The following is a 22,347-nucleotide window of genomic DNA, read 5'->3' as shown; positions in this document are numbered from 1 at the left end:
ACCTTCGGCCACCGTCGTAAACCCCATCTACTCGAGGTGATAAGTAAAAACATCCTAATGTCAGGACAAAGTATTGACAAAGTGTGAGGCGAGTCACCATGATCTGAGTAGTGGGTGATCCGGATACGAGTCTTATGGACGCCCTCAAGCTGACATCAAAGGAGATAACGGTGGCAAAATTCTCGTGGCGCAAAGCGGCCCTCGCCGCAGCAGTGGTTCCCCTGGTAGCACTGAGCGCTTGTTCGAGCCAGGGCGGCAGGCCGTCCGATTCCGGCGGTGGTGCTGCCGGAGGCCAGGTGGCATCCACCGATCGCATCAAGGTGGCCCTGATTACGCACGCCGCAGCCGGCGACACCTTCTGGGACATCGTGCGCAAGGGTGCTGAGGAAGCATCCGCCAAGGACAATGTGGAACTGCTTTACACGAGCGATCCCGAAGCAGGGCGCCAGGCGCAGCTGGTGCAGCAGGCCATCGACCAGAAGGTTGACGGCATCGCGGTTACGGTTGCTACCCCCGACGCCCTGAAGGACGTCCTCAAGAAGGCAACCGACGCCGGCATCCCGGTTGTCAGCCTCAACGCTGGTGAGTCCGAGTCCGCCAAGCTCGGTGCCTTCACCCACTTCGGCTCCAACGAACAGTTGGCCGGTGAAGCCGTAGGCACCCGCCTTGCCGCCGAGGGATACAAGCACCCGGTCTGCGTTATCCAGCAGCAGGGCCACGTCGGCTTGGAAGCACGTTGCGCGGGCGTTAAGGCCAAGGTTCCCGCCACCGAGATTCTCTATGTGGATGGCAAGGACATGACCGCTGTCCAGTCCACCGCCACCGCCAAGCTCCAGGCGTCCAAGGACGCTGACGTCATTATCGGCCTCGGGGCGCCCATCACCCTGACCCTCCTGAAATCGGTGTCCGACGCCGGCAGCGCGGCCAAGGTGGCCAGCTTCGACCTCAACGCAGAACTGGCCCAGAAGATCGTGGACGGTGCGGTAATTTTCACTGTTGACCAGCAGCCGTGGCTCCAGGGCTACATGTCTGTTGACGCCCTGTGGCAGGCCAAGCGTGGTGGCTTCAAGATCGGCGGCGGTCAGCCCGTCCTTACCGGTCCCACCATCGTGGACAAGGCCAACGCTTCCGACGTCCTCAAGTTCGCCCAGCAGGGCGTCCGCTAGATGAGGCTTCAGGCTGCGCGGCGGAGCACGCCGCGCAGCCTGACCATCAGCGCAGCCAGATCAACAAGGAGTCATCCCCATGGCAAACACAGCAACCCTGCCCCCGGCGCCGGCCTCCGCGTCCGGTGATGAACGGGTAGGGCGCCGCAACCCGTTCCAGAAGTTCCTCGCCCGCCCCGAGGTCGGTGCGCTCGTTGGAGCCGTTGTCCTCTTCATCTTTTTCGCCTCGGTCTCCCAGACGTTCACCCAGCCAAACGCACTGGCTACGGTGCTTTACGGTTCTTCCACCATCGGAATCATGGCAGTGGGCGTGTCGCTGCTGATGATCGGTGGCGAGTTCGACCTCTCCACCGGCGTGGCCGTTATTTCCTCGGCCTTGACCGCCTCGCTGTTCAGCTGGTACTTCTCCATGAACGCCTGGGTGGGTGTCTTGCTGGCCCTGGTGGTTTCCCTGGGTATTGGCTTCATCAACGGCTGGATCCTTGTCAAGACCAAGCTGCCCAGCTTCATCGTCACCCTGGCTACGTTCCTTATGCTGACCGGCCTGAACCTGGCACTGACCCGGCTCATCGGCGGTTCCGTTTCCTCGCCGTCGATCTCCAAACTGGACGGCTTCGACTCCGCCCGTGCCGTGTTCGCCTCCTCCATCAGCATCGGAGGCGTGGAAGTGAAGATCACCGTCTTCATTTGGATCGCCCTCGTGGCCGTTGCGTCCTGGGTCCTTCTCCGCACCCGCATCGGCAACTGGATCTTCGCCGTCGGCGGCGATGCCAACGCTGCCCGCGCCGTGGGTGTTCCCGTGACCAAGACCAAGATCGGCCTGTTCATGGCCGTTGGTTTCTGTGGCTGGATCCTGGGCATGCACAACCTGTTCGCCTTCGACGCCGTCCAATCCGGCGAAGGCGTGGGTAACGAGTTCCTTTACATCATCGCCGCAGTCATCGGCGGTTGCCTGCTGACCGGTGGCTACGGTTCGGCGATCGGCGGCGCCATTGGTGCCTTCATCTTCGGCATGGCCAACAAGGGCATCGTGTACGCACAATGGAACCCGGACTGGTTCAAGTTCTTCCTGGGCTTGATGCTGCTGCTGGCCACCATCGTCAACCTCATCGTCAAACGCCGGGCAGAGCTGAAGTAAGGGGCCGGACCAATGAACGCACAACAGATCGACCAGCAGACCCTGCTGAAAGACGAGAAGGACCCCTTGACCCACACGCCCGTACACCTGCTCTCCCTCGAAGCCGTGGGCAAGCATTACGGCAACATCATCGCCCTGCGGGACGTGACCATGGCTGTGGACAACGGCCGCGTCACGTGTGTCCTGGGCGACAACGGCGCCGGCAAGTCCACCCTGATCAAGATCATCGCCGGCCTGCACCAGCACGATGAAGGTTCATTCAAGATCATGGGCGAGGACCGCAAGCTCGGCTCACCGCGTGAGGCCCTCGACGCCGGCATCGCGGCTGTGTACCAGGACCTCGCCGTCGTCTCGCTCATGCCGATTTGGCGGAACTTCTTCCTCGGCTCCGAGCTGACCACCGGCGTGGGACCGTTCAGGCGCATGGATGTCCAGAAGATGAAGGACATCACCAAGAAGGAACTGGCAGACATGGGCATTGACCTGCGCGACGTTGAACAGCCCATCGGGCAGCTCTCCGGCGGTGAACGCCAGTGTGTGGCAATCGCCCGCGCCGTGTACTTCGGCGCCAAGGTCCTGATCCTCGACGAACCGACGGCCGCGCTGGGAGTCAAGCAGTCCGGCGTCGTACTCCGCTACATCCTGCAGGCCCGCGACCGCGGCCTCGGCGTCATCTTCATCACCCACAACCCGCACCATGCTTTCCCTGTCGGTGACCGGTTCCTGCTGCTAAAGCGCGGTAAGTCGATCGGCTACTACGAGAAGAAGGACATCACCCTGGAAGAGCTCACCGCCCAGATGGCCGGCGGCGCGGAACTGGCTGAACTGGCCCATGAGCTCGAGCAACTCGGCGGCCACAACGAGGCCCTTGAGGAAGTGAAGGCAGAAGTGGCCGGGGTGGCTGACGCCGCACCGGAGAACACCACGAAACGCCACTAGGCCTTCCTCGGTCAACTCTGCCCGGTGCCTTGCGTGGCTCCGGGCAGAGTCGTCTTTTAACGTGGGGTTGCAGTTGTGCTCCGCAGGACCAGCAGAGGTTCGATCAACTTCTGCTCCAGTTGAAGAGAAGGTTCTTCGAGCCGGGCAAGGAGCCTGTTCGCTGCATCGGCGCCCACCAGGTCGCTTCGGTTGTCGATGGATGTCAGGTCCAGGTAGCGGAACTTGGCCAGGGGGGAGTTGTCGTAGCCGATCACGGAGACATCTGTTGGAACGGACAGTCCCCGGGCTTTGAGGGCGGCGAAGGCCCCCAGTGCCATGGTGTCGTTGGCGGCGAAGATCGCTGTGATGTCCGGATAGTGGTCCAGGAGCCAGCTTGCCGACTGGTATCCGTCCTCCTCGGAGGTTCCCTCGGCCTGGCCTGTCAGTACTTCGAGGCCGGAAGTCTCCATGGCCCGCTGGTAACCCGACCGCCGGTGCCGGGACGCGCCGTCGTGCCCTGACAGGTGCCCGATCCGCCGATGTCCCAACTGCAGCAAGTGGTTGGTTGCCATGCTTCCACCGGCGTCGTCGTCGTTGGTGATCAAGTCGGCGCCCTCGGGGAGGCCGTTACGCCAGCCGACCACGACCGTGGGCACCCAGGTGCGCTCCAGCATCGCTTCGCTTGGTTCTGCTGCGATGACCAGTGCGTCCACGTGCATGGCGAGCAGGCCGTCGGTGGCCTCCTTGATGCGGTTCTCGCCAGGCCGGGAATCGGCGAGCGTGACTTGGTAGCCGCGCTCGGAGAGGACGGATTCCATGCCGCGGAGGAGGTCAACGAACCACAGGTTCCGGTAGTCGTCGATCACCAATCCGATGCTCTTGGTGCGGGTGCTGGCCAAGGTAGTCGCGGCGCGGCTGGGCCGGTAGCCGAGTTCGCTGATGGCGTTTTGGACAGCGTCCCGGCGTTTCGCGCTGACCCTTTCGGGGTTCTTAAGGAAGAGCGAAACCAACGACGGCGAGACGCCGGCCTGGGTGGCGACGTCGTAGAGGGTGGGGCGTCGGGTCTGGGGACTGTTCACGGAATGTTCGGTGCCTTTCATGTCTGCTTCGAGGATAGTCGGTGAAGGATTGACAGGACATATGGACATGGTTACGATCGAGTTCAGCGTCAAAATTGTAGCGCTACAAAATCCGCACAGAGCCCCATGTGTCGGTGAAATTTCGAAGGAGAAATCAATGGCTGAAAGCCTCGGCGTCGCCGTCATCGGTGCAGGCATGGCCGGCAAGGCCCATGCTGCCGCTTATCGCACAGCATCTGCCCTTTACAGCCCTGTGCTGCCACAGATCCGGCTGGTTTCCATTGGCGATGTGAATGCGGAGTTCGGTTCCCTCGCTGCCCGCCGGTTTGGGTACGAGCGCAACGACACCTCGTGGCAGGCCATTGCCGAGGCCGACGACATTGACGTTGTCAGCGTGGTAATCGCCAACTCGCTGCACCGCGAAGTGGTGGAAGGCCTGCTCGCTGCCGGAAAGCACGTGCTCTGCGAGAAGCCCCTCAGCGACACCCTGGAGGACGCCCGTGCCATGGCCGGTGCTGCCCGTGCCGCCGAGTCCCGCGGAAACCTGGCCCGGATCGGCTTCACGTTCCGCCGCACTCCCGGCATCGCCTACATCCGTGAACTCATTCACAACGGCGTCCTCGGAAACGTGCTGCACTTCAGTGGCCGGTACTGGACCGACTACGGTTTCAGCCCTTCCGCTCCCATGAGTTGGCGCTACAAGGGCGGACCCGGCTCCGGTGCGCTGGCCGACGTCGGGAGCCACCTGACGTACGTTTCCGAGTTCCTGTGCGGCGACATCAAGTCCATCAGCGGTGGCCGGTTGGCCACCTCGATCGACAAGCGCCCGCTGCCCCTGAGTGCCGTCATGGGTCACGACCACGTTGCCGTCAGTGACACTTTCGAAGCGGTGGAGAACGACGACTATGCGGCCTTCAATGCAGAGTTCGCCAATGGCGCCGGAAGTTTCGAAGTGTCCCGTGTTGCTGCCGGCCACGCCAACAGCCTCCAGTTCGAGGTGTTCTGCGAAAACGGTGGCGCCAAGTTCGACCAGCGCCGCCCCAATGAAATCCAGCTCTTCCTCAACGACGACTCCGGCCTGCAGAACGGCTACCGGCAAGTCATCCTAGGCCCGGGGCACCCCTACATTGCAGGCGGCCTCGCCATGGATGCCCCAGAGGTCGGTTTCGGCCAGAACGATGCTTTCGGCTACCAGGCCCGGGCGTTCCTGGAAGAGGTCGCCGGACTGTCCGAAGCAGAGTCGTTGCCCCGCTGCGCCACGTTCGACGAGGGCGTCCGCAACATGGAACTCCTCGGTGCCGTCACTGAATCAGCTTTGAACAACGGAAAGAAGATCACGCTATGAAACTCGGCGTCTACAACGCGATCCTGCATGACCGGTCCCTGCCCGAGGCTTTGAAGGTTATTGCGGATTTGGGCCTGACAGGGATTGAGATCAACACCGGCGGGTTCCTCCCGGCCGTGCATGTGCCCACCATGGACGACATCCTGGTCTCGGATGCCGCCCGGGATGATTACTTGGGCCTTTTCGAGGGCACCGGCGTCTCGATTGCCGGCCTGAACTGCAACGGCAACCCGCTGCACCCACGGCGCGAAATCGGCGAACAGCACGCCGAGGACATCCGCCGCTCCATTCGACTGGCCCACCGCCTGGGCCAGAACCGCGTGGTCACCATGTCCGGCCTGCCCGGCGGCGAGCCCGGAGCAACCACCGTCAACTGGGTGGTGAACGCGTGGAACTCGGCAGCCCTTGATGTCCTGGAGTACCAATGGGGCGTCGCGGCGGAGTTCTGGAAGGAAACAGACCGGCTCGCCGCCGACCACGACGTGAAGGTCGCTTTGGAGCTCCACCCGCAGAACATCGTGTTCAACACCGCGGACGTGTACAAACTGATTGAGCTCACGGGCGCCACGCACGTTGGCGTGGAACTGGATGCCTCACACCTGTTCTGGCAGCAAATGGACCCTGTAGCGGTGGTCCGCGAACTGGGTTCCCTGGTCTTCCAGGCTGCCGCGAAGGACGTCCGCATCAACACAGAGAATGCCGCGCTCTACGGTGTGCTGGACAACAGCTTCCGCCGGCTGTCACCAGAGGAGAACCGCACCAACCTGGGCGGAGACGAGTGGGCGAACGAATGGCCAAAGAATTCTGCGTGGGACTTTGTTGCCCTGGGCCGTGGACACGACACCGCCTACTGGACCGAATTCCTCCGCGCGCTGTACGAGGTTGACCCGGACATGCTGGTCAACATCGAGCACGAGGACGTTTCCCTCGGCCGGATCGAGGGCCTTGAAGTAGCCGCGAAGGTTCTGCGGGATGCCGATGCAGCATTGGAAGCGTCACTGAACGTCCCTGCCTGACGAAGGTGACATCCGGCACGGGGTGGCGTTGCGAAACCGCCCATTTCTTATAAACAGGCCATACAACGAAAAGGACCATGACATATGACCAGGCAAGTGACGCTCGGGCTGGTGGGGGTGGGAAGGATCGGCGTGATGCACGCCAGGAACATCACCGCATTGAACGGGATCCTCAACCCGGACGGAGTCCATCTTCGGCTCAAGCTCACGGATGTTGCCGAGGAGCATGCCCGATCGGTGGCCGGGGAATTCGGCGCGGATTTCCTTCCGTCCGTGCCGGAGTTGATCGCCTCCGGCATCGATGGATTGGTCATTGCAACCGGGACGGCAACCCACCCGGACCTGATCAGGGCGGGCGTGGACGCGGGCATTCCGGTGTTCTGCGAGAAGCCCGTTGCTGTCAACGTGGCCGAGTCCCTGCCGGTGGTTGAGTACATCCGGGAGAAGGGCGGTACTGTCCAGATCGGCCACCAGCGCCGCTTCGACGCGGGCTACCTTGAAGCCAAGCGTGCCTACGATGCCGGCGAACTCGGCTGGATCCATTCACTCAGGGCTGTCACCTGCGACATGACACCGCCGCCGGTGGAGTTCCTCGCCACCTCCGGCGGACTTTTCCGGGACTGTTCGGTTCACGACTTCGACATCCTGCGCTGGCTCACGGGCAAGGAAATCGTGGAGGTCTACGCCAAGGGGTCCAACAACGGCGATCCGGCCATCGGCGAGGTGGGCGACGTCGATACCGCCCTGGCGGTGGTGACGCTCGACGACGGCACGGTAGGTACGGTCTCGGCCAGCCGCTACAACGGGGCCGGCCATGATGTCCGGTTGGAACTGCAGGGATCGGAGGGTTCCGTCCTGGTGGGCATGGATCAGCAGCTGGCCCTTAGGTCGGCGGAGCCCGGAATTGTCTTCCCTGCCGGGACCCCGCACAAGACGTTCGCCGAGCGCTTCGACCAGGCGTACCGTTCGGAAATGGCCGCCTTTGTGGAAGTGATCCTCGGAGAGCGGAAGAATCCGTGCACTCCCGAGGACGCTGTTGCCGCGTCCAAGGTGGCTGACGCCGCCCAGGAATCACTGGAAACCGGCGTTCCCGTGAGAGTAGCCCCCTGACGCTCTCCCACGTACCGCCGGCTTTCTTCAGGCAAGTGAGAGAGGATCGGGCGTGGCTGACGCGGGCCGGATGAGTCTGGGGGAAAACTCCGACCCGCGCCAGGTCTGGGGGCACCTGGTCAGGCAATCACTTTCATGTTCTGCCAGCCGGTGCCGAGGCTGATGGGCGGGACGTTGCTGAGCGTTCCGCTGCCTGATCCGGGATACAGGTACAAGGTGTCTCCGATCCGCCCCAGGACGTCGTTCCTTGCGTCGCCGTCAAGGTCGCGTGGTCCTGCCAGTGCAGTCCGGGTTCCCCAGCCTGTCCCGATCTGTGTCCATTGCAACCAGCCGGCGGAACCGTTACCCGGATATAGCCATAATGCTCCTGTATCGGCACGCCGCGCCAGTACGTCGCCCTTCCCGTCGCCGTTGAAATCGCCGGTGCTGAAGATGGAGTTCATGACGCCCCAGCCCCAGCCGACGGTGTAGGGAGTACGCTGCCCTCCGGTGCCGTTGCCCTCGTAAAGGCGCAGTTCACCGTTGCTGCGGCGGCCGATGAAATCGGGGATGCCGTCGCCGCTGAAATCGCCGGGGGAGAACAGCTGCGTCATGGTGCTCCAGCCGATGCTGACCTGTGTGCGGGTGCCGAAGCTGCCAGCACCGTTGCCGGGGTAGAAGTACAGAATGTCTCCCGCCCTTGCCAAAAGGTCGTTCTTGCCGTCCCTGTTGAAGTCGCCCGGCGTGATGGTGTCCGTGATGGAGGACCACGCGGGGGCGGGGAGGGCGAGGGTCCTGGCGGACAGGCCGCCGGTGCCGTTGCCCGGGTAGATGTACAGGTTTCCTGCCGTATCGGCTGCGAGGACGTCCGCACGGCCGTCACCGGTGAAGTCATGGGCCGACGGCGGTCCGGCTGCGGGAACGGTGTAGGTCTGAGTTCCCACTGCCGAGGCATTGCCCGCGGTGTCCACGCCGATGTACTTGAGGGTCAGCGTGGAGCTGCCCATCACGATTGGAGTGGCGTACTTGATGTTGGTGGCCGATTCCGTGGCGGTGGGTGTGCTGCCATCGGTGGTGTAGTAGATGGCTGCTGCCTCGTTGGCGGTCAAGGTGATGGTTGCTCCGCTGGCCAGTGCCCTTCCTGTGGGGTTGGCCGTTACCGCCGGTGCGGTGGTGTCCGGAGGAATCGTGTATGTCTGTGTCGCGACGTCCGAGCTGTTTCCTGCGGTGTCCTTGGCGAAGTATTTGAGCGTCATCGGACCGGGTCCGTTGAAGGTGATGGGAGCCGAGTACAGCAGGCCTGCTGTCAAAGGATCGGTGCCGTCGGTGGTGTACCGTATCTCGGCCGGTTCATTGGCGCTCAGTGCGATGGTGGTACCGGCCGCGTAGGCTCCGCTGGCCGGGTTTGCCGTGACAACAGGTTTGGTGACATCGGGCCCGGTGGAGTAGGTCTGTGTCACCACCGCGGAGGAGTTGTTGGCACCGTCCACGGCAAAGTACTTGAGCGTCAGTGGCCCGCTGAGGGTCAACGGAGCGGTGTACCTGGTGCTGGCCGTCGTGGGAGTGGTGCCGTTGGTGGTGTAGTAGATCGTGGCCGTTTCATTGGCTTTGAGGGCGATGGTCTGGCCGGCGGCGTACGTTCCACCCGGGGGATCGGCAGTAACCACGGGAGCAACCGTGTCCGCTCCCAGGTATGCCTCAAACTCCGCCAGGCCGGCGTTGGTGGTGGTGGAGCTGACACCGGTGATGTTGAACCGAACCGAACTCACGGTCTTGGCGGGGAAGTTGATGGTCAGGCCGGAACCGTTGTTGGGCAGCGCAGGCACCGGGACGGTACTTCCGTCGGAGAACTGCAGGTTGCCGGCTGTGACCTGGTCGCTCAGGAGCGGACGGTCGGAAAGCGTGACGGCGTTGATGGTCCGGGTGGGTGAGAAGTTGTACTGGATCCAGCTGCCGGTTTTTTCTGCGGCGGTGACCCATTCCCGGTTGGCGTCCATGGGCGCACCCCAGAAGTAGCCGTCCCTGGCCTTTTCAGGGCTTTGGCCTGTTGCTTTCTGAGTGGACGCGGTGACAGTGGTGCCGGCCGACTTGGCTGCGTTGCCCACCCATTCGATGGCCGTGATGTACTGCCGCTTCAACCACTCGTTGTAGGGCGAATCGGGGCAACCTTCCCCGGGGCTGCTGCACAGGTACATATCGAAGTCGGCGAACCGGACAAATGTGTCCACCTTGTTGGTCAGCTCGGCTCCGGTGACGTTCTGCGGGTACTCGTCAATGACGTAGGCATCGTAGGCCATGGACGTGTGCGGTCCCGTGAAGCTGCGGGTGGCCAGTTGGGCGAACTTGGCGGTGGCCCAGTGGTCACTGTGGTCGTAGGGGCTGGTGAAGTTCCCGGTCCAGTCCTGGGTGCGGAATGTGGTGGGTTGGAAGTTGGCCACCAGGCGGTTCAGTGCTGTTTGGAACTGCGACTTGGTGAACGTGGCGGCGTTGTCCACGGGCCGGATGGAGGACAACCGGCCGTCCCAGAGCTTGAGGATGCTTTGGTCGTTGTACGCCGCACTGCCGTCACCATTGGGAAAGCCGTCCGGGAGGCGCATGAACACCACGGAGATGTTGGGTGCCCCGTTCAGGGTCTGCATGGTCAGGGGACGGTTGGGGACCCCGGCATCGGACGTGGTCCAAGAGTCCGCCACTCCGGCCATTTTGGAGTAGCTTGCCCGGATGCCCGCTTCCAGGCTTCGCCAGTACGCTGCGCCTTCGCCGGCCTCGCCGGCGGTGGTGAATACGGTCTGGACACACCGCTTTGCCTGGATGTCCCGCATGAAGTCGGGACTAAGGAACAACAGGTCGTCGTCCGTGTGCGCGACGATCTGCATGGCCCCGCCCGTCCCTGCGCACGGCGGAACCGCAGCAGTGGCCGGGGCGGCGGTGGAAAGAACAAAGCCACCCGTGGCTACGGCTGGTGCAAGCAGCAAGCCCAGCAGCCGGCGGGTGGCGGAACGGAACTTTTTGAACGGGGATTTCGGATGACTCGGACGGCGAAAGTGATTTGGACGGTCCACAACCATGCTCCTTTGAGCAGATGTTGGGCCCCCCAGCCGGCAAACTTTACGACGCCCCCAGGACGCCATGCGAATGAAGTTTTACCGTCCGCTGCCTTGCGGGCACCGGACCAGTGAGCGCTACTGTACTCCTCCGGGAAGCTGATTGATAGGGCTCCGGCAGACATTGACGAAGGCCCTGAACGGCGCAAGGCGCTCGCCTTCCGGAAGCTGCGAGGCTTCCGGGTGCCACTGCACCGAGGCTACCCACCGCGAGGGGTCTTCCAGCGCTTCCACCGTGCCGTCGTCGGCGATTGCCGTAACTGTGAGTCCCTCGCCCACGGTGGCTACAGCCTGGTGATGGCCGGAGGCGATCCTGATGGTGGTTTCGCCCTCCGAGCCGTACAGGGCTGCCGCCCGCGAACCGGCCGCAAGGACTACCTCATGCCACGCCCACAGGCTGCCTTCGGCGTCCTGCCCGGCCAGTCCGGCGTACTCCCCGGCGGGTGCGGCGTCCTGCCCGGCCAGCCCTCCCTGCCCGGCCAGTCCGTTGTGAAACACCCCGGAAGGGTCCATGTCCTGGACCAGGGTGCCCCCATAGAGGACGTTCAGCAATTGGTGGCCACGGCAGATGCCGAACAGCGGCAGGCCGGCGTCGATGGCTGCACGGGCGGCCTCCAGATCCAGGCGGTCCTGGTCGGGATTGACGTCGTACACCGCCTCCACCGGTTCCTGGCCGTAGAGGCGCGGGTCAAGGTCGCCGCCACCGGGCAACAGCACGCCGTCGAGCGTCGCGAGGTCAGCACGGACGTCGGCAGCGTCCTCCAACAGCACCGGCTCCCCGCCGGCCTCACGGAGGAGATCGATGATGTACGTGAACAGCCCATTCGCTTCGCCTACCCGGGCATCAGCAGTGTGCGGATCGCTCAAACGGACCGGGACACCGATCCTGGGCCGTGCGCCGGTCCCATCTGCAGGGGTCATGCTCCATGAGTACCCGACCGGCCGCGCCCAGGCAAACACGTCCGTCATCAAAGGGCGCCGTTACGCTGTTGGGCATGAACCCCTCCGGCGCTTTGAACCCAAGTCCCCGCACCCTGGACATCGAGAGCGTGGCCCACTTCGACCGGCTCCTGCACACCGGAGCCGTGACCATGCGGGGCTGGCACGCCCAGTCGCTGGACCTGCGCGGCCGCTCCCAGGAACTGCGCCGACTCGACGCCCAAGGAGCCATCTTCCTGGGCTGTACCTTCGACGACGGCGTGGAAGCCAGCCTGCGGAGCCGTGGTGCGCTCATTTTCCCAAAGCTGCACGGGGTCCCGTTCAATCCCTATCGCGGCAGTCTCTACACCGCCGCCGAGCTGTACCAGGACATCGCCGCCACGGAGTACGAATCCACCCCCGACGCCCGGGTGTACCAGTGGAGCATCCTGCCGGGCCAGCGCACCAGCCTCGAAGCGACCCTCGCCGCAGCACTCCACGACCACGCGATCGGCGACGCCCTGGATGAACTCCGCGCCGACGGTGAGCTCGCCGGTAAACCACTGGTGGGAGTCATGGGCGGCCACGCAGCCCAACGCGGCAGCCAGGAGTACGCCCAAGCCGCACGCCTGGGCCGGCTGTTGGCATGCGCCGGCTTCACCGTCGCCACCGGAGGAGGTCCGGGCGCCATGGAAGCGGCCAACATGGGGGCGTACCTGAGCAGACTGCCCGACGACGGCACTGACGTTGCGCTGCAGGCGCTCGCCGCTGTTCCCGGGTTCAGGCCCTCGGTGACGGCTTGGGCGCGGCAAGCAGCCGCCGTCGTCGAACGCTATCCGGGCGGAACCCCGACGCTGGGCATCCCTACATGGTTCTACGGCCATGAGCCGCCCAACCTGTTTGCCACCCACATCGCCAAGTACTTCGCCAATGCCATCCGCGAAGCCATCCTGCTGGAGCTGTGCAATGGCGGCATTGTCTTCCTGCCCGGTGCCGCGGGCACAGTCCAGGAGATCTTCCAGGATGCCTGCGAGAACTACTACGCCGCCCCGGAAACCATCACTCCCATGGTCCTGGTTGGTCGCCGGCACTGGGAGCACACATACCCGGCGTGGCCCATGCTGCAGAGCCTCGCGGCCGGTAGACCCATGGCGGACAGGATCTTCCTGGTGGACACCGTGGAGGAAGCGCTCGCCGTGGTCCAGCGCTGAGGCGGCTCAGAAGTCCTTGCTGCAGGGCCCGGACCCGAGCTTCGCCAGTCCCGTCCGGTCGCCGGAGGCGTAGTCACGCACCCAAGACGCTTCGTCGTACATGAGCTGGCGGGGGTCGTCGATGTGGTCCAGTCCCAGCAGGTGCCCCAGCTCGTGCATGATCACCGCCACCCCGATGTCCTTTCCGTGGGGCGAGTCCATGATCTCCGAGAATTGCGGCGCATCCAGGGAAACCGTGCCCGTCACGTACGCCTGGTAGCCGTTGCTCAGGCCAATCGAGGAGCTCCCGCCCAGCCCCACGGTCTGGCCGGTGAGGCGGGGCACCTGTTCGGGGGTGGTCCATGCAATCAGGACCGGTGCCCAGCGGTCCCCGTACACTTCAGGCTGATACCCGTCCCTGTTGGTGGTGGGTGTCTCGGAGGTCGGGCCGTCGTAAATGAATTGGAGGCCCGACGCCAGGCTGGCCTGCCGCACGGCTTCTTCCACCAATGGTTGCCAGCTCGCCGGTGCCGCTCCGGAGTTCACCACGTAATGGATGGGCCGGCAGGGGGAGTAGGCCAGGGGAGTGCCGTCCTCCTTGACGGCCAGGAATTTGTAGGAGGTGCTGGCGCGTTGCACGGGTCCCGGTGTCCCCAGGGGTGCATCGGCTTCCTCCAGGCCTGGTGGTGGCTCCTGGCGTTGGCCGAACGGCAGGAGTCCCGGACGAACTCCTTGGCTCTGGGAAGAGGAGCCATTCCAGAACTGCTGCAGTCCGCCGCTGAAGTATGCGCCGGCGCAGACCAACGCCAGCACGGCCAGCAGGAACACAATGGCTGCGATGCTGGTGTGCCTGATCGGCGGCCTGCCCGGCGGGTCAGGTGGCCGGCCGGGCGGAGGGGGATAGGGGTCCGGCCACTGCGGCGACCCATAAGGTTCCATTGAACCCCCTGACGCTGCGGTCCGGGCGGACGGTGGGGGCGCCGCCGTCGGCCGCTTCCCGCAAGCATAGAGCCGCTCCGGCGACGCGTCCATGGGCCGTCGCGGCTAAATGTCCTTGCGGCACGGTGCGGAAGCCAAAAGGTGCAGCCCGTTGAGGTCCCCGTCGGCCAGCCCGTCGGGGGCGCCGATCTCCGGGTACATGAGCTGGATGGGGTCCTCCACGTGGTCAAGGCCCATCACATGCCCCAGTTCATGCTGCATGACGGCGAGCACGTAGTCCGAGCCGCCTTCTTCTGCCAGCAGCTCGGCCACTTGCGGGGTGTCCAGTTCCAGGCTGCCGGTGATGTAGCTTTTGGCGCCATTGTTCAGGGAGTACATGGTGCTTCCGCCGGTGCCGATCACGTTCCCGGCCAGTGCCGGAGCTTCAGCCGGGGTGGTCCACGAGATCAGCAGTGGAGCCCACCTGTCGCCGTACCTGTCCGGCTGGTAGGGCTCACGCTTGTCAGCGGGTGGTTCGTCGGTGGTTCCGTCGTTGACGAACTGGATGCCGGAGGCTTCGGACACGTTGGCGATCGCGGTCGCCAGCAGTTGCCCGGTTCCGGCGGGGGCGCCGGCGTCATTCACCACGTAGTGCAGGGGACGGCACGGTGAGTACCCCACCGGTGTGCCGTCGTCGTTGGTGGCCAGGAACTTGTACGAGTCACTGGGCGCGCCCGGAGGAAGTGGCGAGGCCAGTGGCGCATCTGCCTCTTCGAGTCCCGGCGGTGGCGCATCCAATGCCCGTGCCGGCGATGGAACCACCTGCCCGATCTGCGGGGTGTCAGGCAGCGCAACGCCCGGGAAGAGGCCCGTGATGCGCGGGTCGCCGTGGAGAAATCCGCTCACCAGGACTGCCACGACAGCGGCCACGGCGGCCATCAGCAGGCCGCGGACAACCTTCAACGTGGTCAGCGCACGCCGGTGTTTCGGCGCGCGCGGCGTCTCACTTTCCGGCTCCACGGCTCTCCATTCCTTGCGCCCCGGTCACGCGGGCCGCGCGGAGGACGAACCAACATTACGGGCACCTGCTCTATGGCGTCCATTCACATGTGCCCAGGAAAGGCCCGTCCTAAACGATCGCGGCGCCGAAAGCCAGCCCCAACCCGTAGGTGGCGGCCGCTGCCCCCAGGCCGATGGCCAGCTGCCGCAGACCCCGGCTGAGCGGCGATGTTCCGGACAGCAAGCCCACGACGGCGCCCGTCGCCAACAGTGCGATGCCCACCAGCGCACCGGCTACTGCCAGCGCGGCCACGCCCGTCATGCCGAAGATGAAGGGGATGATGGGGACGATGGCTCCGGAGGCGAAGAAACAGAAGCTGGACAGTGCCGCTCCCCAAGCAGACCCTACGGTTTCGTGGTCGTCGGTGGGCGGCTTTTCCGGCTGCAGGGACAGGCTGGGGTCGCAGTCGCAGCTGAACAGGCCCAGGCGTTCGGCGGCGCGGTGTTCGGCTGCCTCACGCGTCATGCCGCGGGCCAGGTAGACCAGCACGAGTTCGTTGTGCTCGATGTCCAGTGACGGTGCCGCGGTCAGCGTCGCCTGGGTGGGGAGGGTGGCGCTGAGCAGCTCCCGCTGGGACCGGACGGATACGTACTCGCCGGCACCCATGGACAGCGCTCCGGCGAGAAGGCCGGCCACGCCGCTCATCAGCACCACGGAACTGGGAACGCCGGTGGCCGCCATGCCCATGACCAGCGAAAGGTTGCTCACCAGGCCGTCGTTGGCACCGAACACGGCTGCCCGGAAGGTGCCCGACAACCTGTTCCGCCCCCGGGTTGCCAGGCCGCGGACAACTTCCTCGTGGATCTGCTCGTCGGCCACCATGGCGGGCGTGGCGGCCGGCTCGGCACCGTACGGCGACCTGCCTTCGGCCCGCTGCGCGAGCGCAAGGACAAAGACCGATCCGAAGTTGCGGGCGAGGAAGCCCAGGAAGCGGCTCCGGCCGGATGCTGCCTTGGGCATTCCGGCGTGTTCGCCGAGGAGTTTGAGCCAGTGGGCCTCGTGGCGGCCCTCGGCTTCGGCCAGGGCCAGCAGGATCTGGCGTTCTTCGCCCTCACGCCGCTGCGCGAGTTCCCGGTACACCGCGGCTTCGGCCCGTTCGTCGGCCAGGTACTGGCGCCAGCGCTTGATGTCGGAGGCGGACGGCGGTGGCGGCGTTTCCGCTGCCGGAGCTGATTCCGCTGCCGGGGCCGTTTCAGGGGCGGGACCCGGAGCGGGGCTCAACGGATCATGGGATTCATGGTGCTTCTGCACGTTATCTCCTGTGCTGGGTGGGGTGGTTTCGGCCCCATTGCACCGCCCACTGTACCGCTTATTTCCGCGGTTTTTTGGCCGGTATTCCTCAACCGGAATGTTCGGCGGACCTTAATTCGGAGCCCCGCTCCACCTGCGTTCCGACGTGCCGGTCGGGTGTCTTGACCGTTCGCCGGGGCCGGTGCTCAGATGGAAGGACAGGGGCGGGGGACTCCCCGCATTCGGCCGAAGGGCTGCTTGCCGGCCCACCACACGGAGGTTGGAGCATGAACAGCACCGAACCGCACGCAAGCCACCCCGAACGGGCAACCATCGAGTCGGATCCTGCCTACGATTACGGCGAGGACCAGGAAGTGGACGAACCGTGGGTTGAGGAAGTGGACGCTCCCGACGACGACGAGCGGGTGGTCCCGATCGACGACGCGGACGACTTCCGCGAGGACGACGACGAACTCTAGTCCTGCATGTCGCTCAGCAGGAAGTGCCGCTCGCGCCCCCGAGGTTGTCCGACGGCGGCAACGGTCACCGTCAGCGTCCGCATCGCGCTGCACCATCGCGTGGGACGGACCGCTTGGCCCAGGGCGCGTTCCATCCTGTGAGCGTCCGCGCAGAGGAACCGCTGCAAGCGGCCGTCCAGGAACAGCGTCACGGTTCCCCTGACAACGTCCACGCCGGGAACCACCGGCACGCCGGGACGTTGGGGGAGGGCAGGGGTGTTTGTTTCGCTCAGGGGGTGGGCTTGGAACGGCAAGGATGGATCTCCTGGGGAGTGCTCTTGCCCGCTCGGTTGTCTCTGGTCCGGAACGGGCCGCTTCCTCATCCGAACCACCCGTGAACATGGGGTTGGTGTGTGGCCAGTCGGAGCTTGGCGCCACCTCTCTTGAAGCTGGCACCACCCTACCGCATGGGCCTTCTTGTTCCGGTCCCGTCCGCAGGAACACACTGTTCAAGGAAGCATCAGCCAGCACCAGGAGGCCCAATGCCCTCGATAGAGAAAAGCGTGGATATTCCCCGGCCCCAGCAGGAGGTCTTCGACTTCCTGGCACGGTTCGAAAACTCTCCACCTATGATGCTTTTGTCATTTCGTCCGGGCCGCTCGGCGATGCTCCGCCAGGGCTGGGAACCCGGGGCCGGGGAACCACCAGGATCATGGGGCGGCAGTTTGACTGGATGGTTGAATATACGGAATTCGATCCACCCCGCCGCATGGTGTCCCGCTCGATCGAAGGTGAGCGGGATTTGACGGCGACGTTCACCCTGGAATCCGTTGATGGCGGGACCCGCGTTACCGAGCAACTGCGGCTCAATACACCCATGGAGGGCCTGATGGGCAAACTGCCTGGGCCGCTGGTGGAATGGTTCCTGGGTCTGTCCCTCCGCCGCAACCTCAAGAACCTCGCCAAGGTGCTGGCTGCCTGACACTGCCCACTCACAGCACCCGGGCAACGAGAGGTTTGCCGGATTCGGTCCCCTGGCCCGGGAAAACAACAAGGCGGCGCTCCCCGCAAAGGGAAGCGCCGCCGTCGGACGTTGCTTGCAGAAGCTGCAGCTACTTGGCCGGTGAGCTCAGCTCATCCTCGGCCACGCGGGTACCGGCAACACGGTCCGTCCAGGCCTTCATGACCGCCGGGTCGGTGGGCTTGCTGAACAGTGAAACAGCCACGTAGACGATCGCAGAGGCGAGCAGGCCGTAGTAGATGGGCTCGTTCGCGTAAATGCCGTCCATGGGAGCCTTGGCGTTGATCTCAAGGATGATCATGGTGCCCAGGGTGACCACGGAGCCCACGGCCATGGACGCAGCGGCGGCAATTCCCGTGCCACGCTTCCACACCAGGCCACCGATGATCGCGACCAGGAGGCCGCCCACCAGGATGTCGTACGCAATGGTCAGTGCCGCCACGACGTCCTTGGTGGAGATGGCGATGATGATGGCCAGGATGCCGAGTCCCAGGACCCAGTAGCGGTTGGCCTTGACGTCGTGCTCAGGGTTGTCGGAGTCGTCGGTGTTGACGGTCTTGCCGAACCAGCCGGCCACGAACGGGAGAACGTCGGCGCGGGCCACGGTTGCGGCTGCGATGAGTGCGCCGGAGGCGGTGGACATCATGGCTGCGACGGCTGCGGCGAGGACCAGGCCGCCGATGCCGATCGGGAGCAGGTTGGTGGCGACTTCGGCGTAGACGTCGTCCTTGGCTTCGATCTCGATACCGGACAAGGCAACGCTTGCAGCCATGCCGATCAGGGCGCCGGCCAGGCCGTAGAGGATGCAGTACACGCCTGCGGTTGCGCCGCCCCAGCGGGCTACCTTGGGCGTTTTGGCCGTGAAGACGCGCTGCCAGATGTCCTGGCCGATCAGGAGCCCGAGCGTGTAGACCACAAAGTACGTGATGATCGTCTGGAGGCCGATTCCGCCGATGTCGAAGAAGCTTTCATCAACGCGTGCACGGATGCCGTCCAGGCCGCCGGCAGCGTTCATGGCGAACGGAAGCATCAGGAAGAAGATGCCCACCGTCTTGATGACGAACTGGACCTGGTCGGCCAGGGTGATGGACCACATGCCGCCGATGGTGGAGTACACCAGCACGATCGCACCGCCGATGGCGATGGCCAGCCAGCGCTCCCATCCGAACAGCACCACGAAGATGGTGGCGTAGGCGCCGGTGGACGTGGCGCACAGCATCAGGGTGTAGGCCAGCATGACAATGCCGGAGGTCTGCGTCGCCCTGCTGCCGTAGCGAAGGGTCAGCATCTGGGAGACGGTGTAGATCTTGAGCTTCTGGATGGTGCCGGCGAACAGGAGGCTGAGCAGCAGCACGCCTGAACCGATGGCCACCACCAGCCACATGCCGGAGATACCGAACTTGTAGCCCAGGCCAACGCCGCCCACGGTGGATGCGCCGCCAAGGACCACGGCGGCCATGGTGCCTGTGTACAGGAAGGGACCCAGGCGGCGGCCGGCCACCAGGAAATCGCTGTTGTTCTTGGTGCGGGACTTGCCCCACCAACCGAAGGCCAGCATGGCCAGCAAGTACAACACCACGATGGCGATGTTTATGAACGAAGAGTCCATGAGTGGCTCCTTGGAGCTGATGCACAGAGGTTGGGATTTCCGGCGCTGTGTTGGGCTGGCCGGAAGCTCTGTGCGTGATGACGGGAGATTGGCTCGTGTTGTGTGCCTCACAGACAACACTTGTTGCCTATGAGGATATGTTGTGACTGGAGTAACAGTCAAGGTCCTTTGGTTATGGTTACGCCGGAACAGCGCTGCGCGGAAGATGATCCGGCTACTATTGCTCCAATGACAGGGCCGCATGGCAGGCCTGAAAGGTTCGTGAATGAAGGCTCTCCCCGTTGAACCGAGCAACGTCCCCGTTGCCATCGGTTCCCGCATCCGCGCCGCGCGGCAGGCCCAGCGGCTGACCATTGAGCAAGTGGCGGATGCCACCGGCCTGACCAAAGGCTTCCTGAGCCGCGTGGAGCGGGACCTGACCTCGCCGTCGGTCGCCTCACTGGTTACCCTGTGCCAGGTGCTTTCAGTGTCGGTTGGCGATTTGTTCGCGGCGCCGGAAACCCACCTGACGCGGCGGGATGATGGTCCCCGCATTTCCCTGGGTGGCCAGGGCATCGTTGAACGGCTTCTTACCGCGCGATCGGAGCGCCGGCTGCAGATCCTGCAGGCAACCATCGAACCGCATGGCCGTGGTGAGAATGAGCTCTACGCCGTGGACTGCGATGTTGACGTCCTCCATGTGGTCAAGGGACGTATCAAGCTCATCCTGACCAATGAGGAATATGACCTCGAGGAAGGGGACACCCTTTCCTTCCCCGGCCGGGAACCACACACGTGGATCAATCCCACCGATGAAACCGTGGAAGTGCTCTGGGTCCTGGTGCCGGCAGCCAGTCGGTAATTTTCCGTCTCCGCGAGATGGCACTTAATGACAATGTCGGGGGGAAACATTGTCATTAAGTGCCATCTGGGCGGGGATTGCTAGCCCACGTGGACCCAAGGCCTGCGGGTCACGTCCGGCTCTGCTTCCCGAAGCACTTCGCGGGTCACGGGAGCGATCTCGCCTTCGCCGAAGAACAGGAATTTGCTCAGGTTGGAGATGGGGTTGCCCTCCGTCCACCGGAAGTAGATGTGCGGCATGTAGCCGGTGACGTCCCGGATGTGGAGGAGAACGGCTGCCAGCGTGTTGGGCACGTTGTTGCTGTGGACTTCCAGGATCTTGAAGCCGTGGCGCTTCCTGCCCACCACTTGGAGTTCCTGCTCGAAGTCGGAACTGTCGTCCACGATGATCTCGATGAATACGGCGTCGCTGTCCACGGGCAAGTGGTTGGCCTGCTGGGCGTGCCGCAGCTTTTCCCGGTACCGGCTGGCGCTCAGGTGCTTGGGCTCGTGGGCGATGATCCGCACCGGACCGTCGGCGTTGTTAGCGGTGAATTCCAAGGCCGCCTCGTCCATTTTGATGTGGGTGGCCCTGAGCTCGAAGGCCCGTCGTATCCGTGAAACGAAGCTGACCGCCACGATGCCCAGGATGAACAAGGCTGCGATTTTCAGGCCGTCGGGACGCTCGATCGAGTTGACCACCGTGGTGTAGATGAACGCCAGGGAGACAATGCCGAAGCCAATGAACTGGCCGCGCTGCTTCTTGCGTCGCGCTGAGAGGGTCACGGCGATGGAAGCCGAGGTGATGAGGACCAGCACGCCGGTGGCGTACGCACCGCCCTGCGCGTTCACGTCCGCTTGGAAGATGATGGTCACGGCGAAGGCGATCACGGTGAAAACGAGGACCAGCGGGCGCAGTGCGCGGGCCCAGGCGGGGGCCATGCCGTAGCGGGGAAGGTACCGCGGGACCAGGTTGAGGAGTCCTGCCATGGCCGACGCCCCGGCGAACCACAGGATGGCGATGGTGCTGATGTCGTAAACCGTGCCGAATCCGTCACCCAGGAACTGATGGGCCAGGTAGGCAAGGGCGCGCCCCTCGGCCTTCCCACCTGTTTCGAATTCCGCTGCGGGAATCAGCATCACGGTGGTGAAGCTGGAGGTGATCAGGAACGAACTCATGATGATGGCCGCCGTGGTCAGGAGCTTGTGCGCGCCCTTGATCCTACCTGCGGGGTTCTTGTCCGTATCGGTGGCGTGGCCCTTGATCTGCGGCATGACGGCCACGCCGGTCTCAAACCCGGACAGGCCAAGTGCCAGGCGGGGAAAGACCAGGAGGGCCAGGCCGATCATCAGGAGGGGATCGCCATGGGACGTGGTCAGTGCCGCCCACCAGTCGGTGATGACGTGGGATTCGGTAAAGAGGTGGCTGAGCGCCACAACGACCACAACAAGGTTCAGGGCCAGGAAGACACCCACCAGGACGACCGCCACGTTGATGGCTTCCTTGAATCCGCGAAGGAAGACAATGCCCAGCCCTGCGATCAGGGCAAGGGTGATGACCACTTGCTGTCCCTCGAGGAAATGCGGAGCAAACGGATTCTCGATCAGGTGGGCTGTCGCGTCGGCGGCGGAGAGGGTAATGGTGATCATGAAGTCGGTAGCGGCAAAGCCCAGGAGTGCCAAGACAAAGAGCTTGCCACCCCAGCGCGGAAGGAGCCGTTCAAGCATGGCGATGGATCCTTCGCCGCGGGGGCTTTCCTTGGCAACCCGCCGGTAGACGGGCAATGCGCCGGCCAGTGTAGCGATTACCAGCAGAAGGGTGGCCAGTGGCGACAGAAGGCCGGCAGCAAGCGCGGCGATGGCAGGCTGGTAGCCGAGGGTGGAGAAGTAGTCCAGGCCCGTCAGGCACATGACCTTCCACCATGACTGGGGCTTGTGGGACTCCGACGGCCTCCCGTGGGGCCCCTGCCGTTTCCCCGACGTGTCCGGCATGCCTTCCAGCAGCCAGGCCTTCAAGTGAAAGCCGCCCTTGGGCCGGTTGGACGGATCGGCCGGGGGCCTCGTCAGCGTTGTCACGGTGTCCTCTCGCGCAGCACCCTGCTGCTTCAGCAAGGAGCGTAGGACGCCGTTTCCGCCGCGGACCCCGGTTTTTATGGAATCTTAACGCCTCCTGTGACCGGCATCTCACTGCATCCGGATACGCTGCCTCTGTCGTAAACAGATGATGCATATTGGACAACTTTGAGTGTATGATGGGTGTCACAACCCA

General features: G+C 64.2%; 19 protein-coding genes and 1 riboswitch. Of the genes, 10 read left to right on the top strand and 9 right to left on the bottom strand.

Features of this window, described 5'->3' with window-relative positions; genetic code table 11:
* Nucleotides 1-170 precede the first annotated feature (170 nt).
* The 3 genes from ACSVIE_RS11400 (at nt 171) to ACSVIE_RS11390 (ending at nt 3,243) form a co-directional block, all read left to right on the top strand.
* Nucleotides 171-1,166 (top strand): substrate-binding domain-containing protein, encoded by a 996-nt coding sequence (locus tag ACSVIE_RS11400; protein WP_442423891.1) that lies wholly within the window; start codon nt 171-173, stop codon nt 1,164-1,166.
* A gap of 79 nt (nt 1,167-1,245) precedes the next feature.
* A complete protein-coding gene (locus ACSVIE_RS11395; protein WP_442423890.1) occupies nt 1,246-2,304 on the top strand; it encodes an ABC transporter permease in 1,059 nt (352 codons plus the stop codon).
* A gap of 12 nt (nt 2,305-2,316) precedes the next feature.
* Nucleotides 2,317-3,243 (top strand): ATP-binding cassette domain-containing protein, encoded by a 927-nt coding sequence (locus ACSVIE_RS11390; RefSeq protein WP_442423889.1) that lies wholly within the window; start codon nt 2,317-2,319, stop codon nt 3,241-3,243.
* A 56-nt stretch (nt 3,244-3,299) separates the two neighbouring features.
* On the opposite strand, the gene ACSVIE_RS11385 is transcribed toward ACSVIE_RS11390, so the two are convergent.
* Nucleotides 3,300-4,322 carry a LacI family DNA-binding transcriptional regulator gene (locus ACSVIE_RS11385; RefSeq protein WP_442423888.1) on the bottom strand — a complete coding sequence of 341 codons (1,023 nt, stop codon included), beginning with the start codon at nt 4,320-4,322 and terminating at the stop codon, nt 3,300-3,302.
* A gap of 136 nt (nt 4,323-4,458) precedes the next feature.
* Between ACSVIE_RS11385 and ACSVIE_RS11380 the strand changes: the two genes are divergently transcribed.
* The 3 genes from ACSVIE_RS11380 to ACSVIE_RS11370 all read left to right on the top strand — a co-directional run bounded on the left by ACSVIE_RS11380 (nt 4,459) and on the right by ACSVIE_RS11370 (nt 7,772).
* A complete protein-coding gene (locus ACSVIE_RS11380) occupies nt 4,459-5,646 on the top strand; it encodes a Gfo/Idh/MocA family protein (RefSeq protein ID WP_426006225.1) in 1,188 nt (395 codons plus the stop codon).
* The gene (locus ACSVIE_RS11375; protein ID WP_426006226.1) at nt 5,643-6,662 is read left to right on the top strand and encodes a sugar phosphate isomerase/epimerase family protein; all 1,020 of its coding nucleotides are present in this window, start codon (nt 5,643-5,645) and stop codon (nt 6,660-6,662) included. Before ACSVIE_RS11380 ends, ACSVIE_RS11375 begins: the two co-directional genes overlap by 4 nt.
* Before the next feature lie 84 nt (nt 6,663-6,746).
* On the top strand, nt 6,747-7,772 hold the full coding sequence (locus ACSVIE_RS11370; RefSeq protein WP_442423887.1) for a Gfo/Idh/MocA family oxidoreductase: 1,026 nt from the start codon (nt 6,747-6,749) through the stop codon (nt 7,770-7,772).
* Nucleotides 7,773-7,891: 119 nt separating this feature from the next.
* On the opposite strand, the gene ACSVIE_RS11365 is transcribed toward ACSVIE_RS11370, so the two are convergent.
* Complete coding sequence (locus ACSVIE_RS11365; protein ID WP_442423886.1) at nt 7,892-10,726, bottom strand: chitobiase/beta-hexosaminidase C-terminal domain-containing protein; 2,835 nt, start codon at nt 10,724-10,726, stop codon at nt 7,892-7,894.
* Between the two features lie 207 nt (nt 10,727-10,933).
* The gene (locus tag ACSVIE_RS11360) at nt 10,934-11,776 is read right to left on the bottom strand and encodes a gamma-glutamyl-gamma-aminobutyrate hydrolase family protein (protein ID WP_442423885.1); all 843 of its coding nucleotides are present in this window, start codon (nt 11,774-11,776) and stop codon (nt 10,934-10,936) included.
* Between the two features lie 74 nt (nt 11,777-11,850).
* On the opposite strand from ACSVIE_RS11360, the gene ACSVIE_RS11355 reads away from it, so the two are divergent.
* Complete coding sequence (locus ACSVIE_RS11355; protein ID WP_442423884.1) at nt 11,851-12,984, top strand: LOG family protein; 1,134 nt, start codon at nt 11,851-11,853, stop codon at nt 12,982-12,984.
* A 6-nt stretch (nt 12,985-12,990) separates the two neighbouring features.
* Here the strand turns inward: ACSVIE_RS11355 and ACSVIE_RS11350 are convergent, their stop codons facing one another.
* The 3 genes from ACSVIE_RS11350 to ACSVIE_RS11340 all read right to left on the bottom strand — a co-directional run bounded on the left by ACSVIE_RS11350 (nt 12,991) and on the right by ACSVIE_RS11340 (nt 16,192).
* Complete coding sequence (locus tag ACSVIE_RS11350) at nt 12,991-13,902, bottom strand: matrixin family metalloprotease (protein WP_426006231.1); 912 nt, start codon at nt 13,900-13,902, stop codon at nt 12,991-12,993.
* 105 nt (nt 13,903-14,007) lie between these two features.
* Complete coding sequence (locus ACSVIE_RS11345) at nt 14,008-14,901, bottom strand: matrixin family metalloprotease (RefSeq protein ID WP_426006232.1); 894 nt, start codon at nt 14,899-14,901, stop codon at nt 14,008-14,010.
* A gap of 109 nt (nt 14,902-15,010) precedes the next feature.
* A complete protein-coding gene (locus ACSVIE_RS11340) occupies nt 15,011-16,192 on the bottom strand; it encodes a VIT1/CCC1 transporter family protein (RefSeq protein WP_426006233.1) in 1,182 nt (393 codons plus the stop codon).
* A 266-nt stretch (nt 16,193-16,458) separates the two neighbouring features.
* On the opposite strand from ACSVIE_RS11340, the gene ACSVIE_RS11335 reads away from it, so the two are divergent.
* Nucleotides 16,459-16,650: a hypothetical protein gene (locus ACSVIE_RS11335; protein WP_426006234.1), complete on the top strand. Its 192-nt coding sequence runs from the start codon at nt 16,459-16,461 to the stop codon at nt 16,648-16,650.
* On the opposite strand, the gene ACSVIE_RS11330 is transcribed toward ACSVIE_RS11335, so the two are convergent.
* Nucleotides 16,647-16,943 (bottom strand): hypothetical protein, encoded by a 297-nt coding sequence (locus tag ACSVIE_RS11330; RefSeq protein ID WP_426006235.1) that lies wholly within the window; start codon nt 16,941-16,943, stop codon nt 16,647-16,649. The two genes, ACSVIE_RS11335 and ACSVIE_RS11330, sit on opposite strands and share 4 nt — an antisense overlap.
* Before the next feature lie 15 nt (nt 16,944-16,958).
* A riboswitch (SAM riboswitch) is annotated at nt 16,959-17,078 on the bottom strand.
* Here ACSVIE_RS11330 and ACSVIE_RS11325 point away from each other — a divergent pair.
* Nucleotides 17,039-17,611, top strand: a complete 573-nt coding sequence (locus tag ACSVIE_RS11325; RefSeq protein WP_442423883.1) for an SRPBCC family protein — start codon at nt 17,039-17,041, stop codon at nt 17,609-17,611. (Overlaps the previous riboswitch by 40 nt.)
* A gap of 130 nt (nt 17,612-17,741) precedes the next feature.
* Here the strand turns inward: ACSVIE_RS11325 and ACSVIE_RS11320 are convergent, their stop codons facing one another.
* Entirely contained in the window at nt 17,742-19,259 is a 1,518-nt protein-coding gene (locus ACSVIE_RS11320; RefSeq protein ID WP_442423882.1) for a sodium:solute symporter, read from the bottom strand.
* Between the two features lie 265 nt (nt 19,260-19,524).
* Here ACSVIE_RS11320 and ACSVIE_RS11315 point away from each other — a divergent pair, with 265 nt between their 5' ends.
* Complete coding sequence (locus ACSVIE_RS11315; protein WP_426006238.1) at nt 19,525-20,100, top strand: helix-turn-helix domain-containing protein; 576 nt, start codon at nt 19,525-19,527, stop codon at nt 20,098-20,100.
* An 80-nt stretch (nt 20,101-20,180) separates the two neighbouring features.
* Here ACSVIE_RS11315 and ACSVIE_RS11310 read toward each other — a convergent pair whose 3' ends face one another.
* Nucleotides 20,181-22,154 carry an amino acid transporter gene (locus tag ACSVIE_RS11310; RefSeq protein ID WP_442423881.1) on the bottom strand — a complete coding sequence of 658 codons (1,974 nt, stop codon included), beginning with the start codon at nt 22,152-22,154 and terminating at the stop codon, nt 20,181-20,183.
* Between the last annotated feature and the right edge of the window lie 193 nt (nt 22,155-22,347).

The sequence above is a fragment of the Paenarthrobacter sp. NCHU4564 genome, from assembly GCF_052156435.1.
Taxonomy (GTDB): domain Bacteria; phylum Actinomycetota; class Actinomycetes; order Actinomycetales; family Micrococcaceae; genus Arthrobacter.
Note: the sequence above shows the minus strand (reverse complement) of the source record. Positions and strands in the feature narration are given on the sequence as shown.

What these genes read in the sequence shown, in the direction of transcription:
- ACSVIE_RS11395 (WP_442423890.1), top strand. Translation starts at nt 1,246, where the DNA reads ATGGCAAACACAGCAACCCTGCCCCCGGCGCCGGCCTCCGCGTCCGGT.
- ACSVIE_RS11390 (WP_442423889.1), top strand. Translation starts at nt 2,317, where the DNA reads ATGAACGCACAACAGATCGACCAGCAGACCCTGCTGAAAGACGAGAAG.
- ACSVIE_RS11385 (WP_442423888.1), bottom strand. Translation starts at nt 4,322, where the DNA reads ATGAAAGGCACCGAACATTCCGTGAACAGTCCCCAGACCCGACGCCCC.
- ACSVIE_RS11380 (WP_426006225.1), top strand. Translation starts at nt 4,459, where the DNA reads ATGGCTGAAAGCCTCGGCGTCGCCGTCATCGGTGCAGGCATGGCCGGC.
- ACSVIE_RS11375 (WP_426006226.1), top strand. Translation starts at nt 5,643, where the DNA reads ATGAAACTCGGCGTCTACAACGCGATCCTGCATGACCGGTCCCTGCCC.
- ACSVIE_RS11370 (WP_442423887.1), top strand. Translation starts at nt 6,747, where the DNA reads ATGACCAGGCAAGTGACGCTCGGGCTGGTGGGGGTGGGAAGGATCGGC.
- ACSVIE_RS11360 (WP_442423885.1), bottom strand. Translation starts at nt 11,776, where the DNA reads ATGACCCCTGCAGATGGGACCGGCGCACGGCCCAGGATCGGTGTCCCG.
- ACSVIE_RS11355 (WP_442423884.1), top strand. Translation starts at nt 11,851, where the DNA reads ATGAACCCCTCCGGCGCTTTGAACCCAAGTCCCCGCACCCTGGACATC.
- ACSVIE_RS11350 (WP_426006231.1), bottom strand. Translation starts at nt 13,902, where the DNA reads ATGGAACCTTATGGGTCGCCGCAGTGGCCGGACCCCTATCCCCCTCCG.
- ACSVIE_RS11335 (WP_426006234.1), top strand. Translation starts at nt 16,459, where the DNA reads ATGAACAGCACCGAACCGCACGCAAGCCACCCCGAACGGGCAACCATC.
- ACSVIE_RS11320 (WP_442423882.1), bottom strand. Translation starts at nt 19,259, where the DNA reads ATGGACTCTTCGTTCATAAACATCGCCATCGTGGTGTTGTACTTGCTG.
- ACSVIE_RS11315 (WP_426006238.1), top strand. Translation starts at nt 19,525, where the DNA reads ATGAAGGCTCTCCCCGTTGAACCGAGCAACGTCCCCGTTGCCATCGGT.